This is a genomic window from Shewanella seohaensis (assembly GCF_023283775.1).
GTDB classification, from domain to species: domain Bacteria; phylum Pseudomonadota; class Gammaproteobacteria; order Enterobacterales; family Shewanellaceae; genus Shewanella; species Shewanella seohaensis.
The window spans coordinates 71,608-96,267 of record NZ_JAKILE010000011.1 but is presented as its reverse complement, the minus strand read 5'-3'; the positions used below and the strand labels follow the sequence as shown (position 1 = coordinate 96,267).

The 24,660-nt window shown below is 45.6% G+C and carries 22 protein-coding genes; 6 read left to right on the top strand and 16 right to left on the bottom strand.

All coding sequences use genetic code 11. From position 1 onward, the window contains the following. Positions 1-302: 302 nt before the first annotated feature. From L2713_RS13820 to L2713_RS13805, 4 genes are all read left to right on the top strand, one after another. Positions 303-1,652, top strand: a complete 1,350-nt coding sequence (locus L2713_RS13820) for a DEAD/DEAH box helicase (protein ID WP_248968276.1) — start codon at positions 303-305, stop codon at positions 1,650-1,652. Positions 1,653-1,750: 98 nt separating this feature from the next. Further along, the gene (locus L2713_RS13815; RefSeq protein WP_248968275.1) at positions 1,751-2,188 is read left to right on the top strand and encodes a DUF3010 family protein; all 438 of its coding nucleotides are present in this window, start codon (positions 1,751-1,753) and stop codon (positions 2,186-2,188) included. Positions 2,189-2,245: 57 nt separating this feature from the next. After that, positions 2,246-2,755: a M48 metallopeptidase family protein gene (locus L2713_RS13810; protein ID WP_248968274.1), complete on the top strand. Its 510-nt coding sequence runs from the start codon at positions 2,246-2,248 to the stop codon at positions 2,753-2,755. A gap of 126 nt (positions 2,756-2,881) precedes the next feature. Further along, entirely contained in the window at positions 2,882-3,340 is a 459-nt protein-coding gene (locus L2713_RS13805) for a hypothetical protein (RefSeq protein WP_248968273.1), read from the top strand. Between the two features lie 322 nt (positions 3,341-3,662). Here L2713_RS13805 and L2713_RS13800 read toward each other — a convergent pair whose 3' ends face one another. The 4 genes from L2713_RS13800 to L2713_RS13785 all read right to left on the bottom strand — a co-directional run bounded on the left by L2713_RS13800 (position 3,663) and on the right by L2713_RS13785 (position 10,529). Further along, complete coding sequence (locus L2713_RS13800) at positions 3,663-4,958, bottom strand: peptidoglycan DD-metalloendopeptidase family protein (RefSeq protein WP_086902587.1); 1,296 nt, start codon at positions 4,956-4,958, stop codon at positions 3,663-3,665. 266 nt (positions 4,959-5,224) lie between these two features. Then, the gene (locus L2713_RS13795) at positions 5,225-8,281 is read right to left on the bottom strand and encodes an SbcC/MukB-like Walker B domain-containing protein (protein WP_248968272.1); all 3,057 of its coding nucleotides are present in this window, start codon (positions 8,279-8,281) and stop codon (positions 5,225-5,227) included. After that, the gene (locus L2713_RS13790) at positions 8,278-9,480 is read right to left on the bottom strand and encodes an exonuclease SbcCD subunit D (RefSeq protein WP_248968271.1); all 1,203 of its coding nucleotides are present in this window, start codon (positions 9,478-9,480) and stop codon (positions 8,278-8,280) included. Before L2713_RS13790 ends, L2713_RS13795 begins: the two co-directional genes overlap by 4 nt. A gap of 278 nt (positions 9,481-9,758) precedes the next feature. Further along, positions 9,759-10,529: a TSUP family transporter gene (locus L2713_RS13785; protein WP_023267800.1), complete on the bottom strand. Its 771-nt coding sequence runs from the start codon at positions 10,527-10,529 to the stop codon at positions 9,759-9,761. A gap of 141 nt (positions 10,530-10,670) precedes the next feature. Here L2713_RS13785 and L2713_RS13780 point away from each other — a divergent pair, with 141 nt between their 5' ends. Further along, entirely contained in the window at positions 10,671-11,579 is a 909-nt protein-coding gene (locus L2713_RS13780) for a LysR family transcriptional regulator (protein ID WP_248968270.1), read from the top strand. 53 nt (positions 11,580-11,632) lie between these two features. Here L2713_RS13780 and L2713_RS13775 read toward each other — a convergent pair whose 3' ends face one another. The 5 genes from L2713_RS13775 to L2713_RS13755 all read right to left on the bottom strand — a co-directional run bounded on the left by L2713_RS13775 (position 11,633) and on the right by L2713_RS13755 (position 15,241). Beyond that, positions 11,633-12,019 carry a ribonuclease E inhibitor RraB gene (locus L2713_RS13775; RefSeq protein ID WP_011623207.1) on the bottom strand — a complete coding sequence of 129 codons (387 nt, stop codon included), beginning with the start codon at positions 12,017-12,019 and terminating at the stop codon, positions 11,633-11,635. 22 nt (positions 12,020-12,041) lie between these two features. After that, positions 12,042-12,272: an RNA-binding S4 domain-containing protein gene (locus L2713_RS13770; protein ID WP_011623208.1), complete on the bottom strand. Its 231-nt coding sequence runs from the start codon at positions 12,270-12,272 to the stop codon at positions 12,042-12,044. A gap of 70 nt (positions 12,273-12,342) precedes the next feature. Further along, a complete protein-coding gene (locus L2713_RS13765) occupies positions 12,343-12,879 on the bottom strand; it encodes a GNAT family N-acetyltransferase (protein WP_248968269.1) in 537 nt (178 codons plus the stop codon). A gap of 73 nt (positions 12,880-12,952) precedes the next feature. After that, entirely contained in the window at positions 12,953-13,231 is a 279-nt protein-coding gene (locus L2713_RS13760) for a peptidylprolyl isomerase (protein WP_011623210.1), read from the bottom strand. Positions 13,232-13,411: 180 nt separating this feature from the next. Continuing rightward, the gene (locus tag L2713_RS13755; RefSeq protein WP_248968268.1) at positions 13,412-15,241 is read right to left on the bottom strand and encodes a DUF885 domain-containing protein; all 1,830 of its coding nucleotides are present in this window, start codon (positions 15,239-15,241) and stop codon (positions 13,412-13,414) included. A gap of 80 nt (positions 15,242-15,321) precedes the next feature. On the opposite strand from L2713_RS13755, the gene L2713_RS13750 reads away from it, so the two are divergent. After that, positions 15,322-15,831: a diguanylate cyclase domain-containing protein gene (locus tag L2713_RS13750; protein WP_086902581.1), complete on the top strand. Its 510-nt coding sequence runs from the start codon at positions 15,322-15,324 to the stop codon at positions 15,829-15,831. Between the two features lie 51 nt (positions 15,832-15,882). Here the strand turns inward: L2713_RS13750 and L2713_RS13745 are convergent, their stop codons facing one another. From L2713_RS13745 to L2713_RS13715, 7 genes are all read right to left on the bottom strand, one after another. Continuing rightward, positions 15,883-17,130 carry a tetratricopeptide repeat protein gene (locus L2713_RS13745; protein WP_086902580.1) on the bottom strand — a complete coding sequence of 416 codons (1,248 nt, stop codon included), beginning with the start codon at positions 17,128-17,130 and terminating at the stop codon, positions 15,883-15,885. 2 nt (positions 17,131-17,132) lie between these two features. After that, a complete protein-coding gene (locus tag L2713_RS13740; RefSeq protein WP_109285633.1) occupies positions 17,133-17,756 on the bottom strand; it encodes an energy transducer TonB in 624 nt (207 codons plus the stop codon). Position 17,757: 1 nt separating this feature from the next. Continuing rightward, positions 17,758-18,162, bottom strand: coding sequence for an ExbD/TolR family protein (locus L2713_RS13735; protein WP_011623215.1), 405 nt, complete (start codon positions 18,160-18,162; stop codon positions 17,758-17,760). 13 nt (positions 18,163-18,175) lie between these two features. Further along, on the bottom strand, positions 18,176-18,703 hold the full coding sequence (locus tag L2713_RS13730) for a MotA/TolQ/ExbB proton channel family protein (protein ID WP_011623216.1): 528 nt from the start codon (positions 18,701-18,703) through the stop codon (positions 18,176-18,178). Continuing rightward, positions 18,703-20,058 carry a MotA/TolQ/ExbB proton channel family protein gene (locus L2713_RS13725; protein WP_109285632.1) on the bottom strand — a complete coding sequence of 452 codons (1,356 nt, stop codon included), beginning with the start codon at positions 20,056-20,058 and terminating at the stop codon, positions 18,703-18,705. The genes L2713_RS13730 and L2713_RS13725 overlap by 1 nt, the downstream gene beginning before the upstream one ends. Further along, entirely contained in the window at positions 20,058-20,840 is a 783-nt protein-coding gene (locus tag L2713_RS13720) for a DUF3450 domain-containing protein (RefSeq protein ID WP_011717519.1), read from the bottom strand. Before L2713_RS13720 ends, L2713_RS13725 begins: the two co-directional genes overlap by 1 nt. A 625-nt stretch (positions 20,841-21,465) precedes the next feature. Continuing rightward, positions 21,466-24,282: a TonB-dependent receptor domain-containing protein gene (locus L2713_RS13715; RefSeq protein WP_248968267.1), complete on the bottom strand. Its 2,817-nt coding sequence runs from the start codon at positions 24,280-24,282 to the stop codon at positions 21,466-21,468. Positions 24,283-24,660 lie beyond the last annotated feature (378 nt).

Sequence of the window (24,660 nt, the reverse complement as noted above, 5' to 3'; positions counted from 1 at the left end):
TCAATGATTTGAATAAGCTAAATTCCGCCCTAAGTACTGTCAATCATTTATGGATTTATTCCACTTAGCGCGTTAAAAGGCAGCAGTGGAAATGAATCCAAGGTCCATCGAATGCGACTCCTCCAAGGAGCTGCCTAGCCCGTTATACGCATGTTGGGGGATTACTACTCACGTCTTTGTTAAATCGCCAGCCATAACAGCGGCTATTTAGCGGATTCAGTAAGATAATGACCAATCAAGATAGCTGAGCATAGTGATTTAAGGCTATAATCTGCCCTCACTCAGATTTAGGGGATATACCTTTGCAGTTTACTGATTTTTCTCTGGACCAGCGTCTGTTACAAAGCTTAAAGCATATGGGGATTGCAACCCCAACCGCCATCCAGGAACAAGCACTGCCTATCGCATTGGCAGGTAAAGATTTAATGGCATCATCAAAGACTGGGTCGGGTAAGACCTTGGCATTTTTGTTGCCAGCAATGCAAAGGGTTATCTCCACCCGCGCCTTGACCAAGCGCGATCCTAGAGTACTGATTTTATTACCAACCCGCGAATTGGCCCACCAAGTGTATAGCCAGCTACGTTTGCTGGTTGCCAACACTCAATACAAAGCCATTAGCGTTTTGGGTGGTGAGAACTTTAACGATCAAGCAAAAGCACTGGCAAAAGAGCCGCATTTTATCGTGGCAACGCCGGGACGCATCGCCGATCATTTAGAGCAAAAAAACCTCTTCCTCAATGGATTAGAACTGCTTGTCCTCGATGAAGCAGACCGTATGCTGGATCTAGGCTTTGCGCCGCAATTAAAAGCCATCAACGCTGCTGCCGATCATAAGCGTCGTCAAACCTTAATGTTTTCGGCCACCTTAGATCACAGTGAAATCAATGAGATTGCCGCGGCATTACTTAAAAATCCGTCGCATGTGGCGATTGGCGCTGCCCACACTGAGCATCAAGACATTACCCAACGGATTTATCTGTGTGATCACTTAGATCACAAAGAAGCCCTGCTCACGCGTTTGCTCAGTGACGAAACCCACAAGCAAGTGATTATTTTTACCGCCACCCGCGCCGACACCGAGCGCTTAGCGAGCAAACTCTCGGCGCAAGGTTTTGCCACAGCCGCCCTAAGTGGCGAGCTGAAGCAGGCGGCCCGTAATCAAATCATGGATCAATTTGCCCGTGGTCAGCAGCAGATTCTGGTGACCACAGATGTAGCATCCCGTGGCTTAGACTTACTCAATGTCTCCCTCGTCATTAACTTCGACATGCCAAAATTTGCCGAAGAATATGTTCACCGTATCGGTCGTACCGGCCGCGCGGGCGCCAAAGGTGATGCAATCTCCCTCGTTGGCCCTAAGGATTGGGATAACTTTAAGAAAGTACAACTCTTCCTCAGAAAGACCTTTGAGACCAGTGTGATTCAGGGCCTCGAAGCTAAATTTAGTGGCTTAAAAGACAAGCCAAAAACTGCCGCAACTAAAGCGGTCACTAAGGCTGGTACAAAAGCCAAAGCGAAAACCAAGTCAAAAACGGTTAAAACCGCCGCCTCCCGTGACAAACGCTTTATCACTGGGGTTGATGTGGGTGATGCGCCCATGCGGAAAAAACCTGCGGCGCCATTGCTGCAGGATCATGACGACGAGCGTTAATGATTTACTCGCGAGAGTCCATAATGCAGACTCTCGACATTACGGGTGGGAATATGCTCCTGCCATATGTAAGAAATGTTGATATTTAAAGGTGTAACATGCGAATTTGTGGTGTTGAATTAAAAGGCGGCGAAGCCATTATCAGTCTGCTGAGCTACGAAGGTGAGACCTTCAACGTACCAAGCTGCCGTAAAGTGTCTTTTAGCGTCGCTCAATCCGCCTCAGCGGAAACTATCCGTGAATTTCACTTCGCTTTCCATAAGTTAATGGAAGATTATAAGGTCGATGAAATCGTCGTTATCGAGCGCGAGCAAAAGGGCAAACTGGCTGGCTCTGCCACCAGCTTTAAACTCGAAGCCGCAATTCAACTTGGCGAGCTGCCGGTGACCTTGTTGTCACCTGTTGCTATCAAGGAACAAAACAAGCGTAATCCTCCGCAAGTTGATTTTGACAGCTTAGATCTTAAACGCGTCCAACAACCCGCCTTTGAAGCGGCCTACGCTCAGCAAAATCGCCGTATTTTCGGTAAAGCTTAAGGCCTGTGAGCTTAGCGCAACTGTAGCGCTAAGCTCGTTTCTCCACAGCTAGAAGCAATGCAAACCTTAAAATATTTAAGCGGTTATAGTCCAGATATCCAACGCCAAGTTCAGCAACTACTCGAAGGTGGAAAGCTTGCGGATGTTCTGCTGCGTCGTCATCCCACGATCCATGAGATCCGCAGCGACAAAGCTCTCTATGACTATACCCAAGGGATAAAAAATCAGTTTTTACGCCAATCCTCTCCCCTGTCAAAAGTGATCTTCGATGACAAAATTAGTATGAGTCATCATGCACTTGGCTTACATTCTTACGTCTCTAGAGTGCAAGGGAATAAAATCAAGGCAAAGAACGAAATCCGTATCTCTTCACGTTTAAAGCGCGTCCCCGAACCCTTGCTTAGAATGGTGGTGGTACACGAACTCGCCCATTTAAAAGAGAAAGATCATAATAAAGCTTTCTATAAGTTATGTACTTATATGGAGCCCGATTACCATCAATTCGAATTCGATCTGCGTTTACTGCTAACCTGTATCGACGCTAACCAATCACCCTACTCAAACTAAACAAACTTTTTCGAGTAAGCTCGCATTTTACTCGTCGATTTATCACGCGCAGTTGACTGATAATAATTTTCATTTAGAATGAAACTGTCTTATCCGTTACCGCACTCAAGCCGTGTAAAAAGTCGTATGAAAAAGCAAAAGATTGGTAAAAAGCTAGAAAAGTGGTGTAACAAACAGGCCAAGAAACTGCAAAAGCAGCAGGCAAAATCTAATAGCCCTGTTGAATTGCAAAACCTTTATTCGGCAAATACCCCAATAATGCATGCGACTCGCGCTCAACATAAAAAACAGCAGCGTAAACACTTAAGCCAATTATTGTCCGAATATGTGGCGAAACAGCAAATCCAAACCCTCGATAAGACCGCCCGCAAGAAACAACTTAAATTAGCTAAAGCCCATTTTAGTGCCGCGAATGATGCAAAATTTTTATCATCCGCCGTTATTAAGCGTATCCGTCCATTAGCCACTGAACGCAGTTTTGCACTTCGTCCTTATAAAAAATCCCCCTGCGGAGGCTGCCCAGCTTTAAAAGGTCGTCTGTGTAAATGTGCTTTAAAGGTAATGCAGAAACGTCAGGCCAGTTAATTCATTTGAATTGACGGTTATTCTGCGTAACTTAATCAAAGCTAATATAGCGCCAAGTGACTTGCTTATATCGGCACTCGGCCCATCTATAAGGCGATATCTGCTTGTACCCTTTATGTAGTGCCAGTTTCACTCTATTCAACGCTTATTAAAGCAGTAACACTCATTGCTTATTCGGCCAAGCATCAATCTCATTAAACTTGTATTTTGATGAATACCCCATTTTCCAGCCGTTATCGCTAAACACCGCGCAAATAAAAACGCCGATGACATCAAATTCATCGGCGTTTTTATATTCGGTTCGCGCGGGTAAATGAATAGATTAACCTAAATTCATTAACGCTTGGCGGCTCTTCACGATATTGGTGAAGGTACGTAATTCTTGATTCGCTAATTGGCTTGCCATCGGGATATCGGCTCTCATAGGATCCACTGGCTTGCCATTAACATGGAATTCATAGTGCAAATGTGGACCGGTAGAACGTCCTGTATTGCCTGATAAAGCAATCACTTGGCCACGTGTGACGCGTTGACCTTTACGTACTAATGCCTTAGAAAGGTGTAAATAACGTGTACGGTACTTACCACCGTGTTCAATCACAATATACTTACCCGCGAATTGGTGATCGGTGACTAAGCTTACGACACCATCGCCAGGGGCAATAACTTTAGTACCAATAGGCACTGAAAAGTCGGTACCGTTATGGGGTGAAATACGGCCAGTAATAGGATGTTTACGCGTCGGGTTAAAACGAGAACTCATGCGTGGTTGTTTGGCTAATGGAATGCGTTGGAAGGCACGCACTAAGCTTTGGCCTTTAGCATCGTAATAACTGCCATCGGTATGTTGGAATGCACTAATTTCGGAGCGACCCGTTTTAATGCTCACGCCTAATATTTGACTGCTTCCCGTTGCTTCGCCCTCAACATATTGATCATTTACCAAAACAGAAAATTTATCACCTGCACGTAAATCCCGTGCAAAATTCACTTTCTCTTTGAGTAAATCTTCAATCCGCTGAATATCCGCCGCTGCTAAACCCATTTTTTGCGCCGAAACGTAGAATGAGCCTTTAATATCACCAGTGAGAATACGGTTTTGCCACACACCTTCAACGTTAATTTCTTCAACGTTAAAGCTGCCATCTTCATAACGGGTAAATACCACTTGGCGTGCGGCGTTAAAATACAGCTCTAACTTCTGCAGTTGGCCTTCATTATCCAGCCAAAATTGAATACGGTTACCGGGTAATAAGGTATCGAGCGCCAGAATGTTTAAGTCGGCTTCTAACACTTTATACATGGTTTGCTGATCAACACCGGCTTTAGAAAATAAAGCACTTAAGGTATCGCCGGAAGCAATGACACGTTCAAAATGAGGGGTATTATCGACAATTGGAGCTGTTTCAACAGGCTCTGAAACCTGTGGCAAAATCGTCTCGAGATCGAGCGCGACTGGAATACGTTGAGCAGTAGGAACCACATGGTTGGCATTCGGCATTAACATCGCCGCACCGATTAATAAACCACCAACTAGGAGAATATTTTTATGGGCTGAAGATAAATTCTGCAAACGAATTTGCGGAAAATTAGCCAAATTGGGTTTACCTGTCTGCAACGCTTTCACCTTTTGTTATCGTTATTGCGTTATATTTTTGAACCAGTCCCTCAGGGGGAAGCCCGAATTTTGTCAACTTATCCCAAAAAACCGATTATGACAAACGCTATTTTGCACTTTTATAGCACTATTTACTAAAAACATGCGTCAGTTAGCACTTTAAACCGATTGTGTGTTCTGTATATAGATGTTAAATAGCGCAAAATCTCGTTTGTCATTTCAATAAAAACAATGTGTTAAGCCAATATTTCTCCGCTTAAGTTAGACTAAGGCAAAATCACCTTGATTTCACTCCCATGGGAGGTTTTCAAGATATCAATTCGAGTGCCTATCTGTTCTTTCATTTCGGATACATGGGAAATCACCCCAATCATCCTCCCCGCCGACTGCAAATCCATCAGCGTGCGAATGGCAAGTTCGAGGGAGTCCTGATCTAGGCTGCCAAAGCCTTCGTCAATAAATAAGGTATCGAGTTTTATTCCGCCCGCGTAAGCTTGAACCACATCCGATAAGCCCAAGGCCATCGACAAAGCTGCCATAAAACTCTCACCACCACTTAAAGTCGCCACGGGACGCACTTTAGAGGTGTAGGCATCCTCGACTTCAAGCTCTAGCCCTGAGGCCTTATTGCCCTTCGCCCTGTCCTCTTTACGCAATAATCGGTAGCGACCTTTGCTCATTAAATGCAGCCTCTGCGTTGCCGCAAGCAACACATCGTCGAGCAGTACACTGAGCACAAAGCGTTGCAGGGAAATTTTGTTGCCCGTATTACCGTTGGCAACATCGGCCAAGGTGCCAACCACAGCATATTCATCCTCGAGGGATTTGGCCTTTTGATCGACCACTGCCAGCTGAGTTTGGGTATTGTTAAGCAGGGTGAGCCGAGTATTGAGTTGACTCCATACCTCTTCCGCCGCTTTAAGCTGCGCGAGTCGCTCTGTGAGCAAGGCCTCTAAGGCGTCAAGATCGGGTGATGTCGACTCGCTCAACTTGGTTGTAAGCTGAGTCAGTTGCGACTGATTTAAGGCGCACTGTCTGTGATAGGTTTCTATGCCCTCAGCCAGCACCTGCATTTGCTCATCGGTTAACAAGGCTTCGCGCAATGCATCCCTATCAATAAAGCCTGCGTTATCGAGCGCCGTCAGTAGTGTCTGCTGTGCTTGCGCCTGCAGATCTGCCGTAGCATGACAACGCTCTATTGCCGCCGATAATGTCGTTTGCGCCGCCACACTCTGCTGCGTTGCCTGCTGCTGCGCGGTTCTCAATGCATCAATCTGACGTTTTATCTGTTCGAGTTGTTGCTGGTTATTCGCAATCGCTTGATTCAATACCTCCAGTGTTCGGTATTCTTCTGGGATCCTCAGCGCTTTTTCCGCAAATTGACCCGATAGCCGCTCGACTTTGCCTTCTTGCTCACGGTAACGCTCACGCTCAAGTTCCAGTTGCTGCGTCAAAGTCGACTCTTGCTGCTGCAAGGTTTTGATCTGTTGCTGTAACTGCTGCAGCGCCTGCGCCGCAGAATCCGCTTGCTTTGCTTGCTGCATGAGTCTTTCTAAGGTTTGGCTATGGGATTCGAGCGACAACTCAACCTTATCGCCAAGAGCTGTTGCCAGCTCATTCGCCTGCTGTTGCTGTGTTTCTAATTGCTTTTGCAGCCCACGATATTCTGCCCGCGCTTTATTGAGATTATCGAGCGCCAAGGCCTCGGCATCCTGCGCCGCCTGCAATTGTAGATCCGTTGGTAAATCCTCATGACTCACCGCGGGATGCGGATGGGCCGAACTGCCACAAACCGGGCATGGCTCATGGGGTTTTAACTCTCTAGCTAAAATAGCAGCCTGACCTTGAAACCACTTCAGTTGCAAAGACTTGTAAGCCGTTGAGGCAGTTTGATATTGGGTATTTAGTGCTTTTCCTTGTGAGCCGACCTGCTCAAGAATCCCTTGAGTGTGCGCAACTTTGGCACAGATCTGCTGCCACTGCTTGAACTGCTCGAGCATATGACGGTGCTGCTGTAACGCCTGCGCAGTGGCAAGTTGCTGCTCACTTTGTTGTTGCAAGGCTGGCAGTTGATTCTCACAATGGCTGCGCTGCTCAACTAAAGCTGCAAGCGCATTTTTACTCTCCTGTCCCTGCAACTTAGTGTGTTGCAGTATCTCTTTTGCCTGCGCTAAAGCTTGTTCAAGACTGGTAAACTCTGCCAGCTGCGGCACTAACGCACTGAGATGACTGTGTTGTTGCTCAAGGTCGCGCAGCTTATGTTCGAGGGGAATAATTTCCTGCGCCGCAGTTTCAGCATGAGCGAGGGCGAGCTTGGCGGCATCGAGCGTCGACTGCGCACTATCGCGCTGGAATGCTGCAACACTCGCTTCTTGCTCCCGCGACAAGGCATTATCTAATAAGGGTTTTACCCGCAGCGCTTGCTTGGCCACCTCAAGCCGTGTCGTTTGGGTTGCAATATGCGCTTGCTGTTCATTAAGGCTAAGCGCCTCAGCCTGCAATTCCTGTAAGCGAGTAAATTCAGCAAAGAGTTGCTGCGCACTATCACGCTGTTTTAATACCGCTAAATGCGCCGCAACACTTTGCTCCTTTGCTGCCGTCGCCGCCGCGAATTCGGGTTCAATGCGACTAAACTCAGCAACAAGCTCAACATCGGATGTGAGTGCTGCCGTTTGCAAAATACCGTCACGGCGAGCGCGCTGCTCTTTCACTAAGGCGCGAATATCCGCCGCCTTAGCCTTTAGAGTATCTTCGATGCGCTTATAGATATGGGTTTGGAATAATTGGCTAAAAATCTGCTCACGCGCCTTAGAGTCGGCCATCAGCAATTCGCGAAACTTCCCCTGCGGCAGCACCATCACTTGGCGGAACTGCTCCACATCTAAGCCGGTTAATGCCTCAATTTCGGCCGTGGCGTCTGACACTTTACTGGCGACGATAAGGGTTTCACTGCCATCTTGGGCAATCTTATACAGCTGTGCCTCACTCTTTTGTACCGTTGAGCCATCACCGCTTTTCTTTAATCTTTCCTGCTCGGGGACGCGGCGAATACGATAACCCGTACTACCTAATTGAAAATGAAAGGTTACCTCAGTCAGTACGCTATCATCGGCCATATCGCAGCGCATCTGGCTACCTTCGCGTTCGTTACCCGTGGTTTTGCCGTAAAGCGCAAAACAAATTCCGTCGAGCAGCGTGGTTTTGCCCGCGCCTGTTGGCCCGTTGATCAGGAATAAAGGGTTATTCCCCAGTTCGGTAAAATCAATAGTTTGAGTCGAGGCGAAAGGGCCAAAGGCCGACATTGACAGCGAGAGTGGCTTCATGCGGATTGCTCCCCTTTTGCTGCAACGCGAGTAGATCCACCGCTATCGCCTTCATCCCCGTGAAGCTTAGTTAAAATCTCATCCATGACCGCTTGCTGCGCATCACTCAACTCCTCGCCAGAAACCTGACTAAAAAAATCACGGAACATGGCCATTTCGCCTTTTTTGATATGGTCGCGATTGAGTGCGACGGCCTGTTCGCCCGCCATTAATCCAGTACGTTCTAGATGCAGCACATTGGGATAGACACTGCGCAATTTGCCCATGGCATCTAAAATGGCGTGTTTATCAAGGAGTCTGACCATCAGGTAATCCTCACGCTTGGCATCGGTCTTCCCAAGATCTAATAAATGCGCCAATTCTCCTTCGATAATCCGCACATCGCGCAGCGCGGTTAATGGCAAGAGTTGGATCTGCGCCGGAGTGTGCGCGGCGATGTCGACTAAGGTGACAGACTTATGTTGATGCTGTTCGCTAAAGGAGTATTTCAAAATCGAGCCAGAATAACGTACATGTTCACGGCCTTTATATTGCGGACCGTGTAAGTGGCCGAGGGCGACATAGTCAAACTCACTAAAAAGCCGTGGGGAAATTTTATCGGCGCCGCCAATACTCAATGGCCGCTCGGACTCGGACTCACTGCCACCATCTAAAAAGCAATGACTAACAACGACTTTAGGTAACCCTTGGCTATCGTGGCTGCGGACTTGCTCTAGCAGTAGCGACATCGCCTCTTCATGGCTGGATACGCTGAGCCCCTTAGCATCCGCCTCAAATACTTGGCGCACGGTTGCTGGTTCGGCGTAAGGCAGCGGATAAAAGTAAGCATCGCCACTTGGGCTGCTTAAGCGGATCGGCGTTAAATCAGCCTGAAGCGGCCCAATAATGTGTAAGCCACTTGCCGCCATTTGTTTAGCCGCAAAGCCTAAACGTTCGTGCCCGTCGTGGTTACCGGCAATCATCAGCACTTGTAATCCTAACTCGGTGATGAGGCGATTAAGCACCTCATCGAGCAAAGCCACGGCGCTGGCCGGAGGAATCGACCTATCGTAAATATCCCCGGCAATAATCACCGCATCGACAGTGTGCTGCTCAGCCAATGTCACGATTTGATCAAGCACATAGGCTTGGTCTTCTAAGAGTGATTGATTATGTAACTGGCGACCAATGTGCCAGTCCGAGGTATGGATAAATCTCATCGTTGCTAAACCTTAATGGATACTAAGCCGATTCTATCGCGTGGGCGCATACCATTTAACGTGTGAAGTCTCAGGTGCCGCTAGGCAATAACACAGCCAAATGCCCCTAAAAACGCTTTAAAAATGCTAGGTTATCCTAAACATGACCGCGGAGTATAGCGAATACCAAGGGAGTGAAGAGATTTGCAGCATTAAGGCCGAAAACTGTGCTCATGGACTATGCAGCACAAATAGACAATCGGCCTTACTAGGGAGAGTTAAATATAATAGAGGCTATATCAAAACAGGTGATATTGGCTGGCTAACAGCTTCACGCTCATGGCCAAGGACATAGTCACCACTAAAGGCTTAATGATCTTAGTGCCCTTGGTCACGACTAAGCGCGAACCTAAGGTGGCGCCGATTGCCTGCCCGGCAAGCATCACTAAACCAAGCACCCAAATCACTTTGCCACCTAAGGTAAAGAAGATAAGCGAAGCGATATTGGTCGAGAAGTTTAACACCTTGGCGTGTGCCGTCGCCTTTGCCAGACCAAAACCGGCCAAGGTCACAAAGGCCAGCGCGAAGAAACTCCCTGTGCCAGGACCAAAAAAGCCATCATACAAACCCACACCGAGCGCGGCGGTAAAGGCAAAGGCGGTAGGCGTTAACACTTGATGGCGGTCATCTTCCGAAATCTTTTTCGAAAACAAGAAATAACAACCAATCGCGAGGATTAAAAAGGGTAAGACTAACTCCAGTACTTTGGCATCGACTAACTGTACCAAAATAGTGCCTAAGGCAGCGCCCGCAAAAGCACAGATAAGGGACAGTTTAACGGCCTTCAAATCAACTAATCCCTTACGCACAAAGTACAAGCTCGCAAAAAAACTGCCACCGCAGGCCTGTAATTTGTTGGTCCCGAGCGCTACCGCCGGCGGTAAACCCGCCCACATTAACGCAGGGATAGTCAGCAATCCCCCGCCGCCGGCGATAGAGTCGATAAACCCCGCCACCATAGCCACGCCAAAGAGTAATGCCGCAATTTGTAGAGTCAGTTCAAATTCCATGATTGTTATAATTGAGTAATAGGAGCTAAGGCTTCGCATTAGACTGCGTTTGCCTTATAAACGCAAAGGAGTTATTGTCGCGCTAGCGTGAGCAAAGCTCACACTAAATACCCTTCTCATTTACTCGATTCGGATACGCCTATGTTTACTTCCTTGCCGCCCCTCAATGCATTACGGGCTTTCGAGTCTGCCGCCCGCTTGCAAAGCATGACACTTGCGAGTAAAGAACTGCATGTCACCCACGGCGCCATCAGTAAACAAATCCGTGTATTAGAAGAATTCTTAGGTTTTGCTCTCTTTGTGCGCCTGCATAAAAAAGTCGCACTCACGGACGAAGCCAAGCGCTACTTGCCCCATGTGCAAGCGGCTCTTCAAACCTTATCCAGTGCCACCGCCGATTTACGTAGTCAAGGCTCGCGGCCACAAACTTTAGCGATCAATGTGTTACCCAGTTTAACCATCAACTGGTTAATCCCCCGGATGGAGCAATTTAAATCTCGGCATCCGCATTTGTATGTGGATCTTTCGATTGGTGACTTTGCCGTCGATTTCAGCCAAGGCCGTTACGACATCGCCATCCGCAGCAGCACTCAACTCCCCAAAGGGGTTAACTACATCAAACTGATGGATGAAGACTTGTGCTTAGTGTGCGCGCCGTCACTCGCGCCTAAACTCAAAAGCATCGAAGACATCAATCAGGTTACGCTGCTGAAACACACCACACGGCCAGAGCTTTGGGAATATTGGGCGGATAAAGTGGGACTGGTACTCACGCAGGCACAAACCTTTGGCGTCGAGCATTTTTATATGTTGAGTCAAGCCGCAGCCAGTGGCATGGGCGCAGCACTGATCCCACGTTTTTTTATCGAAGATCAATTGGCCAATGGCAGCTTAGTGATCCCGTTTCAAGCACCTTTTACCAGCCCATACGCTTATTACTTACTCACGCCCAAATCCCCTAGCTTACCGCTAAAGGTGCAAGCCTTTATCGATTGGATGCTCGAGTTATTTGCCCCCTATCGGCAATCGTCAGATATCGACAAAGCCTAGATAGCAAAAAACCACCTGAGCGGTGGTTTTTTTACGCTTATCCGGCGATAGGCTTAGTGATGGCAATGTTCATCGTGAACATGGTCGTCATCCATAAACTCATCATCACCTTCTTGATGTTGCATTACGCCCCATCCATCAGTCATGCCGCCAAACTCGGCCGCAAAATCATTGAGAATGGTCTCTTGCTCAACCAAGTCATCGTAGTCTGGCACCATGTTGATGCATACGATGATTTCCCACTTACCGAGCTCATCGTTAAGGTTCAGCTCAACTTCGCCTTCTAAATCGGAGTTAGCTAACTCTTCGAGTGCAGTTTCAGCATCGCGCTGATCATCGAAAACTAAAAAGAAATCAACATCGAGGGCTTTAGTGAGGTCAATTCCGGCTTCGGCCATCGCAGCCAGCATTTTGCCATTATCGTCGTCTGGAAATTGCATATCCTACTCCACAGTTTCAGGCTTATTCAGCCGCAATGATTTGAACCGATTCACCATTAAAGCTAACTATGTCACCCGCAACGACTTTTTTACGTTTGCGAGTTTCCACTTCGCCATTGACGGTAACTAAACCTTCATCAATAACATGCTTGGCTTCGCCGCCGGCATTAGACATGCCTTGTACCTTTAACACTTTGTACAATTCAATAAAATCTTCGCCAGGATACAAAGCTAACTGATTAATTTGCGCCACTTAAACACGCCTCAAAAAATAAACCTGCGGCATTATAGCAGCATGTCCCATGGGATGCAGATAATTTAACTTATCTTTGCCTTTCATCGGCGAGCAGCCCATAGGCGGATTCATCTAGCCACTCATCGCCTATCTTAAAATGCTGCCGAAATATGCCCTCCAGTTGAAAGCCACATTTCTCCATCACCCGAGCTGAGCCGATATTATCTTTAGCGCAGTACCCAACCAATTTATGGACTGACAGACTTAAACAAGCCCAATCGACAACCGCCTGTAAACTCTCAGTGGCATAGCCTTTACCTTGCCCTGCGTGCGCCAGTAAATATCCGACCTCGGCACGTTGCTCCTCCACACTTTGGCAATGAAAGCCGGTTAACCCGATAAACTCACCGGTATCCAGAGTTTCGATCGTCAGCGTAAGCCAATCGCCAGAGGCATAGTCCCAGGTGACTGAGCGCTGCTCAAACTTTTGCCGGATCACTTCGGGAGCTTCGGGAATGCGCACATAGCGATTGATGTTAGGATCTTGATGTAATGCCAAGAAATGTGGCAAATCCTGCTCTTGTAAACTGCGAAGTCTTAGTCTATCGGTATAGAGTTCAAGCATAGCGGCTCCCCAATGGATGGACGAACTAAAAAAATGGCAGCCAAACGCTGCCATTGTCTCGGCAAGAAGACGATTAACCGCGGCTAGTGACTTCGAGTAAGTGATATCCAAACTGGGTTTTAACAGGACCTTGAACCACGTTTAATGGCGCACTAAATACCACTTCATCAAACTCACGCACCATCATGCCTGGGCCGAATGAACCTAATTCACCACCTTGTGCACCCGATGGACATGAAGAATGGGCGCGGGCGATTTGCGCAAAATCGGCACCGTCGAGGATCTGTTGTTTAAGTGCTTGGCACTGCTCTTCGCTGCTCACTAACAAATGTCTTGCTGTAGCCTGAACCATGATAAAACTCCCTGAATAATCCTGAGACATTTGCCCCAAATATCATATGGTTCCCGTTTTTATGACATCTAAACGGGATGTGAATGTTGAGTATAAAAACATTCTGTTTAATTAAAAAGTCTTAAACCGCGCCGTCATTAATTTTGTTATCGATAACGGCGCAGCAGAATTGACTCAGTGTTAAGCCTTAGTCGCCGCTATCCAGCGATCAATTTTCTGCTCCATCACCGCCATAGGTAACGAGCCAGAGGTGAGGATCTGATCATGGAAAGCCTTAAGGTCAAACTTATCACCCAGGGCTTTTTCAGCACGCTCACGTAGGGCTAGGATTTTTAGCTGGCCCACTTTGTAGGAGAGTGCTTGACCCGGAATCGCCATGTAACGTTCAACCTCGGCAATAATATCCGACTCGGCCATGGGCGAATTATCCTTCATATATTGAATCGCTTGTTCGCGGCTCCAACCTTTGGCATGTAATCCCGTATCTACCACCAAACGCATCGCACGCAGCATTTCGTCTGAAAGCTTACCAAAGTATTGATAAGGGTCGCTAAAGAGCCCCATTTCGATGCCTAAGTATTCAGCATACAACGCCCAGCCCTCTTCGAAGGCGGTATAGCCACTGAAACGTTGGAACTCAGGAACGCCTGTTAGCTCTTGCTTAATGGCGATTTGGAAATGGTGGCCAGGCGCGGCCTCATGTAATGACAACGTCGTCATACCCCATTTCGGCTGTGCTTTTAGGTTATAGGTGTTGATATAAAACACCCCTGGACGGCTCCCATCCACAGCTGGTGATTCATAGGACGCGCCCGCAGCCGATTGCTCTCTAAAGCTTTCAACCGGTTTAACCACATAGTCGGCCTTTGGCATTACATTAAAATACTGTGGCAATACTTGGTTAATCTTATCTTTCAACACCATATAACCATCGATTAAGCCTTGGCGATCGCCATAGAAGTATTGTGGCTCAGACGATAAAGAGGCAAAAAAGGCTTTTAAGTCACCTTTAAAACCCACTTGCTCACGGACTTTGTCCATCTCAGAAAGAATGCGTGCGACCTCATTGAGACCAATTTGGTGAATTTCATCCACTGGCATGGTTGTGGTGGTATGAGAATTGGCTAAATGCTGATACCAAGCTTTACCGTTTGGTAGACCAGACCAACCGTCCGTCGCGCGGGACTTAGGTAAGTAAGTCTGCTTGAAGTAATCACGCAGTCCCGTTAATGCAGGCACTAAACGCTCATTAATCATCGCTTGATAACTTGCTGTTAGCTCCGCTTTATCTTGATCCGAAAACCCGTCTGGGAAGTGATTAATCGGTGAATAGAAAATGCTTTGGCTGGCATCCGTGGTAAGCATGGCATCAAGCTGTGGAATAATCCGCTCAACTAACACGCGCGGTAACACCACCTTACTCGCAATACCTTCATTCATACGATTCTCGGCCAATTGGATCCAATCAATAAAGCCGTTAACACGCTGCTCCCAGTTGCGATAATCCTGCACTGTATTAAAAGGCTGTGCACTCTCACCACTACCCAATTGCACCATAGTGATCACAGTACTGTAGAACTGGCTGATCGGCATAAAGCGTGATGGGAAGGTTTCGTCCACTAGGGCCATTTCGCGGTCATAAACAAACAGCGCGTAACTGAGTTGTAAATCGGCAGGCAATTGCTCAAGGTCAATCGCCCTCACTTGCGCTAAATAACGGGTATTCAGATCATGACGCGCCTTAAGATATTCCTCGGTTAAGTCGCCGCCGAACTGCGCGTTGTAGTCATTAACACCCACAAAAGTGGCGTAAATCGGCTCTAACTTTAAGTAATCTTTAAAATAGGCATCGACTAAGGCGACGTATTTAGACTCAGCGGTTTGAGTTTCAGTTTGCGCCGGAGCGGCTTGAGTTGAGCCTTCTTGTACCGCTGCCGTTGTTTCCGGCTTTGAGCAACCTTGCAAAGCAAACACTAACGCTATCGTTCCCGCCAATAAACTTAATTTCATCTTTTATATTTCTCCTTTTGGGTCCGTGATAGCCAAACTCTTCCTATACTTAGTTCAAAGTCTGCTTACGGGATTCATCTATGATCTACTCATTTCGTAACTCAGGTTTTAGGGATCCTGAAACAGGGGTCTATAACCAAACCTATTTCATGGAAGTATTCAACCGAGAGTGGCACAGGCACATACGTGAGCAGCAAAGCTTGGCGTTATTGTATCTGTGCCCTCACATTCATGAAACCGTCAAACAACCCCATTTACTCGAATTCTTTACTAAACAGGTACAAGAAGCACTGCTACGGGCGACAGATTTGATTGCAAGGTTAGATCACAATCATTTTGCGTTAGGACTTTTCAATATTGATGAGGAAGGTACTGAGGTGGTGTTAAAGCGTATCGAACAACATATTCAAGAATTTAATCAAGAATTTGGTAAAAATCACAAACTGAAAATCGATTATAAACTTGCCGCTTGCCTGTGCTTACCTACCCAAGAAAAGCGTATCGAATCCTTATTTAATAATGTCTCAAAGCTATCACTTGAGCTTGAACGGAATCAGCAACAATCCCAAGTGCTTATCAAGCTGCAATAAAGAAAAAGCCCCTTACGGGGCTTTTTAGATCTGCATTGCGAATACAGTGAATTACAGTTCAACGTTGTGCATACGCGCTTTTTCTTTGATATAAGCGATATAGCTGTTTGCACTCTTCTCAGTCTTCTTATCCTTCGCGGCTAATACAGCGCGGTTATAAGCTGACTTGTACTGTTTCAAACTTAAATGGGCTAACGCCAATTCGAAGTTTGCTTCACCTGGATGTTCGATACCTAAAGAGATGGCTTTCTCAAGCACTGGAATCGCTTCAGAGTATTTCTCATTCAAGCTCAGTAAACGGCCTTGTTTCAGGTACAGCTTGCCATCGTTATTGATAGCAGCCGCTTTTCCATAAAACTCAGCAGCTTCTTTGAACTCTTTCGCGTTTTGGTAGAAACCAGCCAAAATCTCGTAAGATTTAGCATCTTCAGTGATGAGGCCCGACTTCATGTTCTTTTGGAATACTTTAGCTGCTTGATATGGCGCACCTTTCTGTGCCATCAGCTGAGCTAAACGAGTGATGTTTGCTCCAGTATCCAAGAAACCATTACGGTAAGCCAAATCATAAGTCGCTAGCGACTTATCATAGTCTTCTACCATCAGATAAAACTGTGCTAACTGAACCCATAATCTGCCATCATCCGGGAATAACGGCACCATGACTTCTAACACACCAACGGCTTTTTTATACTTCTTCTGGTTGAAGTAAGACGTCAGTTTCATCTGATACAGACCTTTATCAGGAGCTTCGGCGAGTGAAAGACCTTTATCAGCCACTTCAATCACTTTGTCCCACTGTTTCAGTTCTGTGTAAGCAATACCGATACGACGATACATTTGAGAGTCAGCCTTACAAGTGAAGTCCATCCACTTGTAATAGTAAGGAATCGCTTCCTTAAACTTCTTCTCTTGTAGCAATAAGTCGGCATAGAGGCGCAGTGTCGCCGCGTGATCTGTTCCACCTAAAATATCCGCCTCAACGGCTTGTTTTAGGTACTTGATCGCAGTATCCATCTTGCCTTTTTCTGCATAGAAGTTACCGAGCATACGCGCAACATACGCTTTATCGAAATCGTTCTTTGGGTTGGCTTCCAACAATACGGCAATCGCTTCATCAAGCTGGCCATTGGTGTAAGCTTCAAAGGATTTCTGAACCTTCTTCGCAGCACTTTCACCTACCGCTTTAGATTGGCGCTTATCGATTTCACATTTCTCAGCCGCAACGGCTGAAGAAACAGATAAGGCGCCACCACAAAGAGACAGTAATAACGCAACTGCGATTTTATTAGCATTACGCATTGTTATTTGCCTCCTTTATCTAAAGTGAAGTCTAGTTGTACTGTCATGCCTGGTTGTTTTAGTGGCTTGCCGTCAACAATCTTTGGCTTGTACTTCCACTTCTTCAGTGCACGAATTGCTTCTTTGTCGAATAAACGTTTAGGTTCGGCTTGGATAACTTCAACGTCATCTACACCACCTAATTCGTTAATCGTAAAGCGTAACTGCACCCAACCTTCTTTACCGTCACGCGCCGCTGCAATTGGATATTGTGGTTCGATACGGACGATAGGTGTTGCATCACCGTCACGTGTCATCATGTTACCCAATTTGAAACCACCGGCACTGTGACCACCAGCTTCAACACCACCCATATTGAACGCCATAGACGTATCAATATTTGATGAAGTGTCTGGTGGCGTAGTATCAGGCTTTTGTGGTTGCTCTGGTGGTGGTGGCGGCTTAGGCACTACCCTTGGCTTATTCTGTGCTTTTGCATCCTGTCTATCCATGGTGATTTCAATTACAGGGGTCTCGGCCGATGTTTCAGCGCGTTGCGCCCCACCACCGACCAAGAACGCCATAAAAGCGAACAGACCAAAAGTCACAGCAGCACCAATAATGATTGATACTAGTGCTCTTAGCATATTAATCGTTCCCCGCAGATACCGAAATCTTATCTATACCAGCCGCTTTGACTTGGTCTAGAACTTTAACAACTAAGCCGTGTTGCGTATCTTTGTCGGCCTGGATCAGCACAGCTGCTTCAGGCGCTTCAGCTAGCATACGCTCAACGTTTGCAGTTACACGCTCGATATCAACCTGACGGTTTTCCATCATGATCACGCCAGTTTTGCTGACGCCGATAAAGATGTTCGCCGAAGGCTTAGAAGTCGCTTGTGAAGCTTTTGGTTTGTTATAGTCCAAACCAGATGGTTTCACGAATGACGTTGTTACAATGAAGAAGATCAGCATGATGAACACGATGTCGAGCATCGGTGTCATATCAATTTGCGCTTCCTCGTCTACACTGGAATGCTTTTTACGTGCCATGTTCAATCTCTCTCTAGTGGTGCGGCATGCTGTCTTTTAGCTTTTCTAAGCTGATTTTCATTTTGGCATCAAGGCGAGTACTGAAGAATACTCCCGATAATGCTGCAACCATCCCCGCCATAGTGGGCATTGTTGCCATTGAAATACCAGCCGCCATTAAACGAGCATTACTCGTCCCCTGAACTGCCATCACATCGAACACTGAAATCATACCGGTAACAGTACCTAACAAACCTATCATAGGACAAATCGCTACTAAGGTTTTAATGACCAGCATACGTGCATTCAAATCTTGCTTCGCTTGGGACAGCCAAGCTTCACGGATACGGTGTGCATACCAAGAGGTGGTTTCCTCTCTTGCATCCCATGCAGCTATGATTGCTTTATGTTGCTTTGGTGATATCCAATTAAGATACCAGTAACGCTCAAGCATCAATACCCACATTAAGAACAGCACAAACGCTACTAACCAGAGGACGTCGCCTCCGGAGGCCATGAAGCCCCTGACGGAATCCCATATGTCCATCAGGTAGATCATCATTAGTCAGCCCTCTTCTCAGCGTGCGCTGCGATGATACCAGCACTTTGCTCTTCAAGAACTTGCACGATTGACTTGCTACGAGCAACAACAACTGCGTGCATTAACATCAGAGGCAGAGCCGCAACCAGACCTTGAACTGTAGTGATCAGCGCCATAGAAATACCGCCAGCCATCAGTTTTGGATCGCCAGTACCGAACAATTGGATACTTTGGAAGGTTGCAATCATACCAGTTACTGTACCTAACAGACCCATCATAGGTGCGATAGCGGCCAGAACTTTGATGATTGAAATGCGAGACTCTAACGCTGGCGTTTCTTTCAGAATCGCTTCGTCAAGTTTCAGCTCTAATGTTTCAACGTCAACGTCTTTGTTTTCTTGATACACTTTCAGGATACGACCTAATGCGTTGTTACCTGGCTTATCAATGTTCTTACGTTGGCTGTTAACACGAGCGCCAATGATAGTCATAGTCACTAAACGTTCGATAGAGATCAACAGACCTAATGCTAACAGAGCGATAATGATGTAACCGATAGTACCACCCGCTTCTAAACGATCTTCAAAGCTTGCTTTGTTAGTGAAGATGTTTAACAGCACGCCACGAGCTGGGTCGATGTAGAATGGCGCAGTACCTGAAGTGGTTTGTTCCCACTTACCTACTGCACTAACTTGGTAGCCTTCTGGCTGTTGTGATAACTCTTGAATTAAACCTAATTCTGGATTGTAAACAACATACTTACCATCAGCAGTTAAGTTGTAAGTACCGATACGGTGAATCGTGGTGTTTTTAACGCTACCGTCGATACCCGTTACAGAACCTTCGAATTTAACAACCTTACCAGATTGTGCCATTTCGAATAATTGTTCTTGCCAGAATTGCTCTAACTCTTCGATTTTTGGTAATTGCTTACGAGCACCTAAATCAGCAATGAATTTATCGCGATTTGGGTATTGAGCACTTACGTTTGAGCTCGCTAACTTACCAGCGAAATCGCCCGCTTCACCTTTAACCACACCGAACATCTCACCCAAGTCACCTTGAGCAGTTTTCAGGTCTTCTTCTAACTGAGCAATTTTACGCTCGTTATCTAAGAAAGCTTGGTTTAAGTCTTTACCGCGTTGCTTCTCAGCCGCTAAAGCATCTTTTTCACGCTTTAACAGAGCCGCTTTATCGCCACGCTCAGCTTGGAACTCTTGTTCACGTTTGCTGTTAACTTTGCCTTCAGCAGCGCGATCAACTTTAACTTGCTGCAATAATTGATCGATGGTCTTAGGCGCATCAGCAGCGCTAACCATACCAGCAGTTAAAGAAAAACTTGCAGCTAATACAGCTGTAGTAATTAACTTCTTCATTATTGTGCAGTCTCCGCAGCAGGAATTGGTAACGCGAATAGATCTAGAGCGCCTTGTTTACGGGCAATGCGGATACCTTTTGTCAGTTCACGCAAATAGCTGTCATCTAACTTATCCCAACCCTTAGATTCTGGGTTGTACATCCAGCCAGTCTTTTGATCTAAGCTCTGAGCATAAAGAGCTACGCGACCTAAGTTAAAGAAGTCTACTAACACTTCTTTACCGTCTAAGGTCAATTTACCTTGGTTAACTGCAACAGCACTACCGTATTCACGCTCGATGCTGTACGCATCCAGAATCAAACGGTATTTTTCTGCTAAAGTCACTTCAGCAGTGTTTAACAGTGTTTTTAACTCTTTAACGCGGTTAGCGCGAACTTCAGAGTTAAATGGCAGATCTAATTGAACGAACTGTTCTAAAGACTCAACCATTTTAAACATTAAAGGCACAACGCCCTGACGCAGTTTATCTACGCCGTTAATGTCAGTTTGAATCGCGTCCATCGTTTTTTGTTGGTCAGCAACTAAGCTGGCAACGTAATCGTTATAGGACTTCAGTGACTCACGCTCATCAGCCACAGAACCATACTCAAAAAGCATGTCTTGTGCTTGATCGAAATACTTATCAACATTCTTTTGCGACGCAGCAGCATCAGCATGGATCATACTATCCGCTTTTTGCACGTCGGTAAGAGGATCTGCAACTACTAAGTTGCTGCTCGCTAATGCCAGCACGCCAACAAGTGCAGTAGCGATTTTTGTTCTATTGCTTACCTTGGACATAGTTCCCAACCAATTTGAAGTGAATAAAAAAGTTAACTTAACAGCAACATCACTTTAAGTAAGATCTACTTTAGTAAATGCTTACCGTAAGTCTATCTTTCTCTTGTGATTCTTAGTTTTTTCTTCCCTTTCCTATGCCTTTACAGGCATAGACCCGCTGGCATCATTTCACAAAATGTTGACCTGTGTCAACATTCGGGACACGTAAAAACTAGTGTAAAGAAGTCTTAGTTATGAATTTTTTTACGAAAGGTGTTTTTTTAAACAAAAAAGCAACTAATGGGGCAGGCATCTGAATTTAAGAACCTTAAAGTAGCTTCTGAGCATCAGTTCTAATATGAGAAAATAACCATGATTACAATTATCTAGAGTTAATTACATCAAACTGCTATCTGTTTCATAGATTAACCCAGCGAAATTAGAGCAACTGTAAATTTACTGTTTTTTATAGAGAGTCCCTAAAAGTAGTCAAATACTTTAAAAAACAGAGACAACCGCCCCTATGACTGTCAAAACAAACTTGGAACCTTGAGGTAAACTCAGATTTAAGGATACGCAAAATATCCTAATAACTTCAGATATAAAAAAACCGGAGCTATTGCTCCGGTTTTTACTTAGGATCTAATTAAAACTTAGCAGTTAAACCTGCATAGAAATAACGTCCAGTTACATCATATGCTTCAGAAGCAGTATTGATACCTGTTGCACCAGAGTTAGAACCCTGTGGTAACAACGGAGGTTGCTTATCAAATAGGTTTCGAACACCAACCATAGCCTCCCATCCATTAGAGAATGTGTAGCTTGCGTTCAGATCATGATAAAGAACCGCATCAATCTTATTGAACGTAGTCAGAGCCGCACCATCAGTAAAGTTGCCGTTACTTCCATCAATAGAGTCAACAACTGAATCCCAGTAACGCATGCGCCATGCAAAACTCATCTCATTCAGTGCATATGATAAGTTCAAGTTAGCTCTGTGCTCTGGGTAAAGAACTTCACCAACATAATCAATTGATTCGCCAGAAAGAATACCTGTTACTACGTACTCATTTGTATAGTTCCAAACTAATTGCGCTTTGAAACTACCTGGGCCAATATCTGTTGTATAGTTAAACTCAGCATCAATACCTGATGTATCAATGTTGTTTTCGTTCGAAGTACCAGAGTGAACTTCAATCAATGCACCATTTTGGTCACGTATTGCTGCCCCATTACAGTTTTGAGAGAAGTTGCTAGGGTCAACGTCAAAACAACGGTTTAGCACGGTTGTACGGCTTGTAGTCGAAATAGCATCTTTCACAGAAATATCATAATAATCTAGAGTAAATGCTAGATCGTCAACGATTTGCCAAATGATACCAGCACTCCATGTATCAGCTGTTTCAGCTTTAACGTCTGGATTACCACCTTGGGTACCACCAGTGCCTTGGCGTTCTGCTTGAGTCAAGTTAAATGCACCATCTGCAGCAATCCTATCACTAATAGACTGAATAGAACGGCAGTTAGCTGCTGCGTTTCCTGTAGTAGCTGCATCAATACCGTCACAAGGATCTGCTACGGTTGAGAATGTCTCGCCTCGGCCACCATACAAATCAGAGATGTTAGGAGTACGAATTGCTGTTGCCGCAGAAGCTCTCACTTTGAATGAGTCAAATGGCGTATACTCTAAACCAGCGTTCCATGTCCAATCACCACCTGTTACAGAGTGATCAGCAAAACGAGCCGCCAGATCGAATTCTAAATCTTCCAATACAGGTAAAATGGCCTCAACATAAACGTCTTTTGAGTATAACTTACCATCAGTTGGATCCGACTGGTTAGTACTTGAAGCACCAGTTTGAGCTAAGTCACCAGGGCTATAAACACCGCGCTCCTCGCGATATTCAACTCCCATTGCTACACCGATGTCACCGCCAGGGAGGGCAACAGGTAAAGCACCTGTTATGTTGCTACCCAATACAAACTGTTCTGCTTGACCAGTCGCTTTAGCTGGAGACTCGACATATTTTACCGCTTCATCAGAAACAGTGCCGGCACCAAATAAGTCTAATGGAACACAACCTTGTAGGCGAGCTAACTCATTAGCACAAACCAAGTTGCCATTGGCATCTTTAATGACATCTAATGCCAGAGCAGCACGCTCTTTATTCACTTGGCCACCGTTATCCTGCAGCTGGTCTGTACGACCCCAAGTTAGGTACGTTTGTGATGCCCACGTATCATTGATAGCCCAGTCGATACCAGTTGCGATACGAACAGTATCACGCTCTAAGTCAGTTGAACGTGGACCAAATTCAACGAGACGACGAACAAATGAGGTTTGATTTAAGTTTGTAATGCCATCGGCAATCAGAGCATTACGAAGTGCATCAGGAATTAAAGGAGAATTGATATCCATTCCTCCTTTACCATTGCGATTCTTCAACCACACATCGTTAACAACATCCAAAGGAGTTGGCTCAATCGTTGAATCTTTTGTTTTAGTCGTATTCCAGTTCACTTCAGTGAACATAGATACGTTGTCAGCAAGCTCCATATTCAAGCCTGCGGCAGCATACTTACGCTCTAACGGAGTGACCAACTGACGGTATGATGCACGGTTAAAGCTTCCTGTTGCGCCAGAATAAGGTGTACCATCACCATTGTACTTACCAATACGCCCTTGTGGAGGATATGATGAGTTTAATGGTCCTGCATATTCGTTACCATCGTCATCCAAAAATACAGCTAAGTCTTGCTTGGAAAAATCACGATCGGTAGCTTTAATACCTTCGTCGTCGTCATAACCTAACGAAATCCAAGCGTTACCACCAGACCAAGTCTTACCAGACGTTAAACTGATCGTTTTGGTTTTACGATCACTTTCTCCAGAAATACCTGTTTGAGCGTTTAATTCAACGCCTTCAAAATCCTTACGAGTAATAATGTTCACAACACCTGCAACAGCATCTGAACCGTATACAGCTGAAGATGCGCTCTTCAAGATTTCAATTCGTTCAATCATTGATGTTGGAATTGCGTTCAAGTCGACAGCATAACCACTTGAAGGATCAACACCAGATACAAATCGACGACCATTTACAAGAACCAACGTTCTTGAGTCACCAAGATTACGTAAAGACGTTGTGTTCAAACCTACAGTAGAGGTTGAGAATGCACTGTTTGATTGGTCAGAACCCGCGATAGTTACAGGCGATGAGTTTAAGATATCCGCTACGTTAATCGCACCCGTTTGCGCAATATCCTCTCTTGATAAGACAGTAATGGGCACTGTTGTTTCCATATCTGTCCGTTTGATACGAGACCCTGTTACTTCAATACGTTCAACTTTAGCGCCGTCTTCATCAGCAGCAAATGTTGTTGGTGCGGCTAGTACAGTTAAAGCAGCACCACTGACCAGTGCGATACGTATTGAATTAGCTATTTTACTATTCGTATACATTGTCTATCTCCCTTGACACAGATGTGTTCTTATTTTTCTACCTCTGCTTTTTGACGCGGGTAGTGTGTAATACATCGATGATGTCGGTAAATACAACATCGAATGATGCACAATAAAATCACAACGAAAGCACTTTATCAACACAAATAAATCATTTTGCCATCTTTATTAACAAACAAGACCAACAATGAAACACTTTGGACAATAGAATTCTGATTAACCAGACTGAGTTAAGTAAATTTCAAAGCAAGGGGGAGGAAGTGAAGAGGCAAGACTTTAAACGCAAAAAAAAATCATAAGGTTACGCAAGTAAAAATATCTACACATACAGTCTAAGTAATACCTTTGCGGAAAGATATGGAATAAAAAGCCTGTATA